The organism is Kitasatospora phosalacinea (assembly GCF_000717185.1).
GTDB lineage: Bacteria > Actinomycetota > Actinomycetes > Streptomycetales > Streptomycetaceae > Kitasatospora > Kitasatospora phosalacinea_A.
Genome location: NZ_JNYE01000054.1, coordinates 41,535 through 50,401, shown reverse-complemented (window position 1 = coordinate 50,401; position 8,867 = coordinate 41,535). Strand labels below are relative to the sequence as shown.

At 73.1% G+C, this 8,867-nt stretch carries 6 protein-coding genes and 1 pseudogene; 6 read left to right on the top strand and 1 reads right to left on the bottom strand.

The window, feature by feature from the left end; genetic code table 11:
* Nucleotides 1-257: pseudogene (locus OO57_RS22785) on the bottom strand (hypothetical protein); the annotation flags it as partial.
* A gap of 150 nt (nt 258-407) precedes the next feature.
* Between OO57_RS22785 and OO57_RS22780 the strand changes: the two are divergent.
* The 6 genes from OO57_RS22780 (at nt 408) to OO57_RS22755 (ending at nt 8,864) form a co-directional block, all read left to right on the top strand.
* Nucleotides 408-1,094 (top strand): GntR family transcriptional regulator, encoded by a 687-nt coding sequence (locus OO57_RS22780; RefSeq protein WP_033254454.1) that lies wholly within the window; start codon nt 408-410, stop codon nt 1,092-1,094.
* Nucleotides 1,095-1,105: 11 nt separating this feature from the next.
* Nucleotides 1,106-1,588, top strand: coding sequence for an OsmC family protein (locus tag OO57_RS22775; RefSeq protein WP_033254453.1), 483 nt, complete (start codon nt 1,106-1,108; stop codon nt 1,586-1,588).
* 413 nt (nt 1,589-2,001) lie between these two features.
* Nucleotides 2,002-2,631 (top strand): LysE family transporter, encoded by a 630-nt coding sequence (locus tag OO57_RS22770; protein ID WP_033254452.1) that lies wholly within the window; start codon nt 2,002-2,004, stop codon nt 2,629-2,631.
* Nucleotides 2,632-2,780: 149 nt separating this feature from the next.
* Nucleotides 2,781-4,682 (top strand): non-ribosomal peptide synthetase, encoded by a 1,902-nt coding sequence (locus tag OO57_RS22765; protein WP_081973881.1) that lies wholly within the window; start codon nt 2,781-2,783, stop codon nt 4,680-4,682.
* A gap of 2 nt (nt 4,683-4,684) precedes the next feature.
* The gene (locus tag OO57_RS22760) at nt 4,685-7,672 is read left to right on the top strand and encodes a type I polyketide synthase (RefSeq protein WP_051778104.1); all 2,988 of its coding nucleotides are present in this window, start codon (nt 4,685-4,687) and stop codon (nt 7,670-7,672) included.
* A complete protein-coding gene (locus OO57_RS22755) occupies nt 7,665-8,864 on the top strand; it encodes a MupA/Atu3671 family FMN-dependent luciferase-like monooxygenase (RefSeq protein ID WP_051778103.1) in 1,200 nt (399 codons plus the stop codon). The genes OO57_RS22760 and OO57_RS22755 overlap by 8 nt, the downstream gene beginning before the upstream one ends.
* Nucleotides 8,865-8,867: the final 3 nt, after the last annotated feature.

Here is an 8,867-nt window from a genome sequence, read left to right as displayed (position 1 = left end):
GTGGGGGCCTGGGCGGGGATGGGGGCAGGGGCCTGGGCGGGAGCGGGAACAGCGGCGGCCGGGGGCGCCTCGGACGGCGTCGCACCGGTGGGCCGCGCCCACGGGTTGGCGGGCGCCTGCGCGGCCTCGGCCTCGACCTCGGGCGCGTCAGCGTTCGGGGCGGTCTTCTCCAGGGAGAGGGCGGGCGGGGCGGTCGGGGTGTCGTCCCGAGCGGCGTCCGGTTCGTCCTTCCCGGTGCGCTCCTGGTCGAACGACATTGGGTGTTCCCCCCTGCGAATGGGTACGGGTCGAGGCTGCGCGAATATAGCGGACCGCACCGTCCGGGTCCCAACGAGTTCTCGACCTGCACATATGCATCATGCACATGTCGATTGCATGCAATGCATGCAGAGCTGTAGCCTGGCGCCGTGCAGACCGAGAACGCCCGCCACCGCCTGCGGGAACTGATCCTGGACGGCCACTACCCACCCGGGTCCCGACTGGGCGAGGTGGAGGTCGCCGGGACGCTGGGGGTGAGCCGCACGCCGGTGCGGGAGGCGTTCCGGGCGCTGACCGCGGACGGGCTGCTGGCGGCGTCCGGGCGGGGGCTGCGGGTGGTGCGGCTGGACGCGGCGGAGCTGGCGCAGGTCTACCGGGTGCGGGCCGCACTGGAGGCACTGACGGCCGAGCTGGCGGCGGAGCGACAGCGGGCCGGGCGACTCGCCCCCGCCGAGCTGGCGGACCTGGCGGCGCTCGCCGACCGTACCCACCGGGCCACCGCGGACGGGGAGTTGACCGAGGGCGTACGGCTGAACCGGGCGTTCCACCGGCGGATCGCCGAGCTGGCCGCCAACCCGGTCGCACTGCACGCCCTGGACCGGCTGTGGGACCAGATCCAGGTCTCCACCCTGCGCTCCCTGCGCCCGCCCGCCCGCACCGGCCTGGTGGACGCCCAGCACCGCGCCCTGCTCGACGCGATCGCCGCCGGGAACCCGGAAGCCGCCGCGGCGGCCGCCCGCCGCCACGTCCTGGACACCTGCGCCGCGGACGACAGCGACAGCAACGACGACAGCGACAACGACAGCCGCAGCAACGACAGCCGTAGCCACGACTAGGAGCGACCCGCATGGCCTTCTCCCGTTCCCACCACTACGCCGTCCGGATCGAGTGGACCGGCAACCTCGGCACCGGCACCGACCACTACCGCTCCTACGCCCGGGACCACACGGTCTCGGCGGAGGGCGTGCCGGACGTCCTGGGCAGCTCCGACCCGACCTTCCGCGGCGACCGCTCCCGGTGGAACCCGGAGCAGCTGCTGCTGGCCGCGCTCACCCAGTGCCACATGCTGTCCTACCTGCACCACTGCGCGGTGAACGGCGTGGTCGTGCTGTCCTACGCGGACGAGGCCGAGGGCACCATGGAGACCGAGGGCAACGGCGGCAGGTTCACCTCGGCGCTGCTGCGGCCGCGGATCGAGATCGCCGAGGAGTCGATGCGGGAGCAGGCCGTGGCCCTGCACGGCCCGGCGTCCCGGGACTGCTTCATCGCCTCCTCGGTGAACTTCCCGGTGCACCACGAGCCGGTGGTGACGGTCCGCACCGCGGGCTGACGGGGCGCCGACTCTCACCCGCGCCCCCACGAACCGTCAACTCCCGCCCTCCACAGCCTAGTTGAGGCAGCGGAGGCCCGCCCCGGACGGTCCGGCTCCCCGGGCGGGCGGCGGAGCGTATGCAGACTTCAGGGCCGTCGGCGCCACCCGGGCGCGCGGCGCCGACGGCCCCCGCCGCCACCGCCGCGCGCCCGCCCCGGCGGGCCGGATGTCGGGCCGCACCGCTGTGACCAGTGGATCTTTCAATTTCGAAGGCCCGGCGAAACGATTCAGGACGCATCCCAACCAAATTTGACGTCCACATGATGGACGGCTTTGCGGGCGCCCTCAAGCCCCCGTGCTATGCTCCGCTCGATTCCGGCGCCCCACATTGCCGAAATCCCATCAGCGGCTATTCCTCGGGGGAGGCGACCGTGCCATTCGATGCATGGATCACTTGTTTTGCGGCTTCGTGGATCTTCTCTCTTTCGCCGGGCTCGGGCTCGGTTTTCTCCATGTCGAACGGCCTGAACTACGGCTTCCGGCGCGGATACCTCGGTGCGGTCGGCCTGGTTATCGGGCTCTGGACGGTATTCCTGGTCGTCGTGGTGGGCCTCGGTGTGATCATCCAGGCCTCGCCGATCGCCTTCAACGTGCTCAAGTGGGCCGGCGTCGCGTACCTCTTCTACCTGGGCCTGTCCCAGATCCTCTCCAAGGGCTCGCCCATCTCGCTGCGTGAGGGCGACAAGCCCCGCATCGGGGTCATGGAGATCATCGGCAAGGGGATCTCGCTCAACCTGATCAACCCCAAGGGCTACATCTTCATGCTCGCGGTGATCCCTCAGTTCATCGTCGCAGGCCACGCCCTGGTCCCCCAGTACTTCGCGGTGGCCCTGACCATGGCCTTCACCGACCTGGTGGTGATGGCCGGCTACACCGGCCTGGCCGCCCGGGTCGCGCTGAAGCTGAAGACCGAGCGGCAGGCGTCGATCCTCAACAAGGTGTTCGGCTCGCTCTTCATGCTCGCGGCCGTGGTGCTCGCGACGTTCCAGCAGACCCGGTAGCCCTCCCCGGGCCGCGCGCTCCTGCGCGGCCCCGTGCGGCCCCGTGCGGTCCGGTCACCCGACTCCCCGCATTCCGGGCCCCCCTCTCTCCTCTTCGCGCACCAGCGCCTTCCTGGCCGATCTGCGGCCGAATCGCGCCCCGGGCCCGGGTGGTTTTCCCCCGTGCGGCCCAGGGGCCGCCTCAACCTGTCCTCACATGGAGATTCGCTGTGCAGGCGGTAGACAATATCCTGCGGCGGGCGTGCGAGAAATTCGCCGACGCCACCGCTGTTTCTTCGACGGTCGAGACCGTCACTTATTCGCAATTGCTCGACCGTTCCCTGGGGGTGGCTTCGGAACTCCAGGAAATGGGCGTCGGAAATGGCGACGCCGTCGGAATCGTCGGCCGTCGCAGCGCCGCGGTGATCGCGGCGGTGATCGGCACCTGGATGTCCGGGGCGGCGGTCATGCTGGTCGACGAGGCGCTGCCCGACGTGCGCCGGGAGACCATGCTCGGCACCGGCCCGGTCCGGGCGGTCGCGGACTGCACGGACGCCCCGCGCATCCGCCTCTCGGCGCGGCACGCGGCCGGCGCCCCGGGGGTCCTCGACGACCGGGACCACGCCTACGTGGCCTTCACCTCCGGCTCCACCGGCACGCCGAAGGCCATCGTCGGCAGCCACACCGGGCTGTCGTCGTTCCTGCGCTGGCAGTCCGAGGAGTTCGGGGTGGGGCCGCAGGACCGGTTCGCCCACCTCACCAACCCCTCCTTCGACGTGTGGTTCCGCGACGCGCTGACGCCGCTGGTCTCCGGCGCGACCCTGTGCGTCCCGGACCAGCTGCACCTGGACGCCGCCGGGGCCCTGGACTTCCTGCGCGAGCAGCGGATCACCGCGCTCCACCTGGTCCCCTCGCTCGGCAAGGTGTGGACCGCCGCGGCGGCCGGCGCCGCGCCCGTCCCCTCCGTCCGGCACGCGTTCTTCGCGGGCGAGCCGCTGGACTCCGAGCTGGTGCGCCAGTGGCGGGAGTACTTCCCGGGCTGCGAGGTGGTCAACCTCTACGGCCCGACCGAGACCACGCTCGCCCAGCACTTCCACCGCGTCCCCGCGGACCCCGGGCCCGGCATCCAGCCGGTCGGCCGGAACCTGCCCGGCTCCCGCAGCTTCGTGCTGGACGAGGAGCGCCGGGTGTGCGGCCCGGGCGTCGTGGGCGAGATCCACATCGCGGCCGAGCACCCCGCGCACGGCTACCTGGTGGACGGCCGCATCGTCGCGCCCTTCGTCGGGATCGACGTGGACGGGGAGCGGATCAGCGCCTACCCGACCGGCGACCGGGGACGCCGCGCGGCCGGCGGGGAGCTGGAGGTCCTGGGCCGGGCCGACGAGCAGGTCAAGATCGCGGGCGTGCGGATCGAGCTGCAAGAGGTCCGGGCGGTGATCCAGGCCCACCCGAGCGTCCGGGAGGTCTTCGTCTGCGCCCAGGAGGAGCGCTTCACCAAGGTCGTCGTGGCCGTGCTGGAGGGTGACGCCGAGGCCGAGCCGCAGCTCAGGGCGCACCTGGGCGAGCGGCTGATGAGCGTCATGGTGCCGTCCGCCTTCGTCTACCTGCCGACGCTGCCGAAGCTCCCCAACGGGAAGATCGACCGCAAGGCGCTCGCCGCCGTCGCGGCCGAGCACCTGCGGGAGCGCGGGCGGCGGGCGGCCGGGCCCGCGGCCTCCGGCGCGGTCGCCGACCGGCTGGCCGCCCTCTGGCGGTCGGTGACCGGCGGCGGGGCGGGGCGGCTCGCCGACCGTGACGTCACCTTCTTCGACGCGTCCGGTACTTCGCTGACGATCGTCGTCCTGCACGCGCAGGTCCAGGCTGAGTTCGGCGTCGCCTTCCCGCTGGTGCGGCTCTTCGAGCACGCCTCCTTCAACGCCCAACTCTCCTTCCTCGAACAGCTACTGAACGAACCGGGAGGCCGGCGACCGGGAAGCACCGCCTCCACCACCGGCGCCGCCTCCCGCCGACGCGTCCTGACGGCCCGGCGAACCCGCCGCAGTCGGGGTCTTTCGACACCGGACTTGGGATGAACATGCAGAACGATGACGACCTGATCGCGATCGTCGCGATGGAGTGCCGGCTGCCGCAGGCCGCCGATGTGGACGAGTTCTGGGCCCGGCTGGTCGAGGGCCGCACGGCCGTCTCCGACCTGACCGACGAGCAGCTCGCGACGGCCGGCGTGCCCGCCGAGCAGCGCGCGCGCCCCGACCACGTCAAGCGGGCCGGGGTGCTGGAGGGCGTGGCCGAGTTCGACTCCGGGTACTTCGGCTACTCGGAGCGCGAGGCGGACATCCTCGACGTCCAGCAGCGCCTGATGCTGGAGAAGTCTGTGGCGCTGCTGGAGCGCGCCAACATCGACCCGCAGCGCACCGCCCAGCGGATCGGCGTGTTCGCCGGCTCCGGCATGAGCACCTACGTGACCGGGCCGCTCCAGCGCCCGGACCTGATGGACTCGCTGGGCGAGATGATGGTCCGGCACGGCAACGACAAGGACTTCCTCGCCACCAGGATCTCGTACAAGCTGAACCTGCACGGCCCCAGCGTGAACGTGCAGACCGCCTGCTCGACCGGCCTGGTCGCCGTCCACTCGGCCGTCCAGAGCCTGCTGCTGAACGAGTGCGACGCCGCGATCGCGGGCGCCGTGTACGTGCGGGTGCCGCAGGAGGCCGGGTACCGGTACCAGGTCGGCGGGGTGCTCTCGCCGGACGGGGTGTGCCGGCCGTTCGACGCCCGGGCCAACGGCACGCTGTTCACCAACGGGCTCGGCCTGGTGCTGCTGAAGCGGCTCGCCGACGCGGTCGCGGACGGCGACCGGGTGCACGCCGTGATCGCCGGGTCGGCGGTGAACAACGACGGCGCGCAGAAGGTCAGCTTCACGGCGCCCAGCGTCTCCGGACAGGTGGCGGTGCTGCGCGACGCGCTGGAGATCTCCGGCGCCGACCCGGCCGACGTCGGCTACCTGGAGGCGCACGGCACCGGCACCGCGCTCGGCGACCCGATCGAGGTCGAGGCGATCAAGCAGGCGTACGGCAGCACGGGCGTGCCCTGCGGCATCGGCTCGCTGAAGGGCAACTTCGGGCACCTCAACATCGCGGCCGGCATCGTCGGGCTGATCAAGGCCGCCCTGGTGCTGGAGCACGGGTTCGTGCCGCCGACGGTGAACGTCAGCGAGATCAACCCGGCGCTGGAGCTCGACGGTTCGCGCTACTTCGTGACCACCGAGAGCCTGGAGCTCGACCGCACCGCCACCCACTGGGCCGGGGTCAGCGCCTTCGGCATGGGCGGCACCAACGGACACGTCCTGCTGCGCAGCCACCGGCCCGGGGGCGCCCCGGCCGAGCGGGCCGCCGAGGACGGCCGGCCGAGCGTCCTGGCCTTCTCGGCCCGTTCCCGGGCCGCGCTGCGCGGCCAGGCGGCCGCACTCGCCGACCGGCTCGCCGCCGACCCCGACGCCGTGCTGGCCGAGTACGCGCACACCCTGCACGAGGGACGCACCCGGCACCCCCACCGGGCCGCGCTGGCCGCCACGCGCCCCGCCGAGGCGGTCGCCCGGCTCCGGGCCGAGCGGTACCACACCAGCGCCGGGACCGACTCGGACTCGGACGCGATCGCGTTCGTCTTCGCCGGACAGGGCACCCAGCGCCCCGCCATGGGGGCCGGGCTCGCCGCCGGGAACGCCGTCTTCGCCCGCCACCTGGCCGAGGCGGGCGCGGCGGTGGGCGCGCACACCGGGTTCGACCCGCTGGCCCTGCCGGAGGACGGCCGGGAGCGGGACACCGCCGCCACGGAGGTGGCGCAGCCGCTGCTGTTCGCGGTCGAGTACGCCCTGGCGCAGACCCTGCTGGACTCCGGGCTCACCCCGCGCTACCTGTTCGGGCACAGCCTCGGCGAGGTCGTCGCCGCGAGCGTCGCCGGCGTCTTCGACCTGGCCACGGCCGCCGAACTGGTCGCGGTCCGGGCCCGGGCGATGGCGGCCTGCCCCGGCGGAGCCATGCTGGCGGTCTCCGATCCCGCCCCGTTCGCCGAGCTGGTCGCCGACGGCTCGCTGGTCGTCGCCTCGGTCAACTCGCCCCGGCAGCAAGTCCTCTCCGGCAGTCACGCGGCCGTCGACCGGGCCGCCGCGCTGGCCGTCGAGGCCGGAGTGGTGCACCAGCGCCTGGCGACCTCCCACGCCTTCCACTCGCCGCTCATGCAGGGCGCCGCCGAGGAGTTCCTGGCCTTCCTGGCGACCCGCGAGCTGCACGCGCCGAGGATCCCGGTGGTCTCCAACATCACCGGCCGGGTGCTCTCCGAGTACGAGGCGCGCAACCCGCGCTACTGGGCGGAGCACCTGGTGCGCCCGGTGGAGTTCGGCGGATCGGTGGACACCCTCCGGGAGGCGGGCGTCACCCGGTTCGTCGAGATCGGCGCGGGGCGGTCGATGAGCAACCTGGTGCGCGCCAACTTCGCCGCCGCCGGCGCGCCCGCCCCGCTGCTGGCGCAGACCCTGGGCGAGCCGGAGGCCGAGGCCGAGTCCTTCGCCGACGCGCTCGCGCTCGGCTGGGCCACCGACCCGCAGGTCGCCATCGCGGACCACACCGCCGCGCCGCGGATGACCGCCCTGCCCACGTACGCGTTCGAGAAGCGGATCCACTGGGTGGAGCCCGCGACCGGCTTCGCGACCGGCACCGCGGCCGGGCCGGTGCCCGCCGCGCCCGCCGCGACCGCCGCGGCCCCCGCGCCTACTGCGGCCCCCACCCCGGCCGCCGCACCGGCCGGGCCCCCGGAGGGCGCCGACGAGGAGGTCCGGCACATCGTGGCGCAGATCTTCGAGAACTTCCTCGGCGGCTCCGCCACCTCCGCCGACCTGGGCTTCTTCGAGCTCGGCGGGAACTCGCTGATGGCCATCCAGCTCATCAACAAGCTCCGGGAGACCTTCCAACTGGACCTCTCCGTGCGGGACTTCTACGAGAACAGTTCGATCGACGAGACCTCCTGCGTGATCACCGCCATGCTCATCGAGGAGCCGGCCCATGTCTGACAGCACCTTCCTGGACGCCGACCGGCTGGCCGGGCTGCGGGCCCGGCTCAGGTCCGACCCCGCCGCCGCCCCGGCCACCGGGGCACCGGCAGCCCCGGCAGCCCCCGCACCCGCGGCCCCCGCACCGGCCGGCCCGGCCCGGTCGGCGGTGCCCGGTCTCGGGGTGATCTTCTTCTCCGGGCTGATCGACGGCACCGACCCCTACGACCTGCTGCTGGACGTCTCCCGGTACATCGACCGCGCCGGATTCACCGCGATCTGGACGCCCGAGCGGCACTTCACCGAGGTCGGCGGCGCCTACCCCAACCCGGCCGTGCTCGGCGCCGCCCTGGCCACCGTCACCGAGCGGGTCCGCATCCGGGCGGGCAGCGTCAACCTGCCGCTGCACGACGTGCTGCGCGCCGCCGAGGAGTGGGCGCTGGTCGACAACCTCTCCGGCGGCCGGGTGGACCTCGCGCTGGCGCCCGGCTGGCACGCCCGCGACTTCGTGCTCAACCCCGAGGGGTACGAGAAGAGGTCGCTGCTGCTCAACGAGGCCCGCGAGCAGTTGCAGGGCCTGTGGCGCGGCACCCCCCTGCAGCGGCGGGACCCGGCGGGCGAGGTCCACGACGTCCTCACCTTCCCCCGGCCGGTCCAGCCGGAGCTGCCGGTCTGGCTGACCACCTCGAAGAACGAGGACGCCTGGCGGTTCGCGGGCGAGAACGGCCTCAACGTGCTCTCCGCGCTGATCAACTTCGGCCCGCCGGAGCTGCGCCGGCGGATCGAGATCTACCGGGAGGCCCGCGCCGGGGCGGGCCTCGACCCCGCGGGGGGCGTGGTCTCGCTGATGCTGCACACCTACGTCGGCACCGACCGGGCCCGGGCGGTGGAACTGGTGCGGCCCGCGATGACCGAGTACCTGGGTTCGTTCGTCGGCCAGCACGCCGGCTCCGGCCAGGCCGAGCTGAAGGACAAGTCGGACACCCTGCAGAACCTCGGCGACGACCGGGACGCCTTCGTGGAGATGGTGTTCCAGCGCTACGTCTCCACCAGCTCGCTGATCGGCGACACCGACAGCGCGCGCACCGTGCTGGAGGACTTCCGGTCGATGGGCGTCGACGAGGTCGCCTGCCTGGTCGACTTCGGCCTGCCCAAGGACGAGGTGCTGGGCAGTCTCGCCCGCCTCGCCACCCTGATCCCCCAGGAGGTCTGAACC

Coding starts and splice junctions, on each gene's coding strand:
- OO57_RS22775 (WP_033254453.1), top strand. CDS start 1,106: ATGGCCTTCTCCCGTTCCCACCACTACGCCGTCCGGATCGAGTGGACC.
- OO57_RS22760 (WP_051778104.1), top strand. CDS start 4,685: ATGCAGAACGATGACGACCTGATCGCGATCGTCGCGATGGAGTGCCGG.
- OO57_RS22755 (WP_051778103.1), top strand. CDS start 7,665: ATGTCTGACAGCACCTTCCTGGACGCCGACCGGCTGGCCGGGCTGCGG.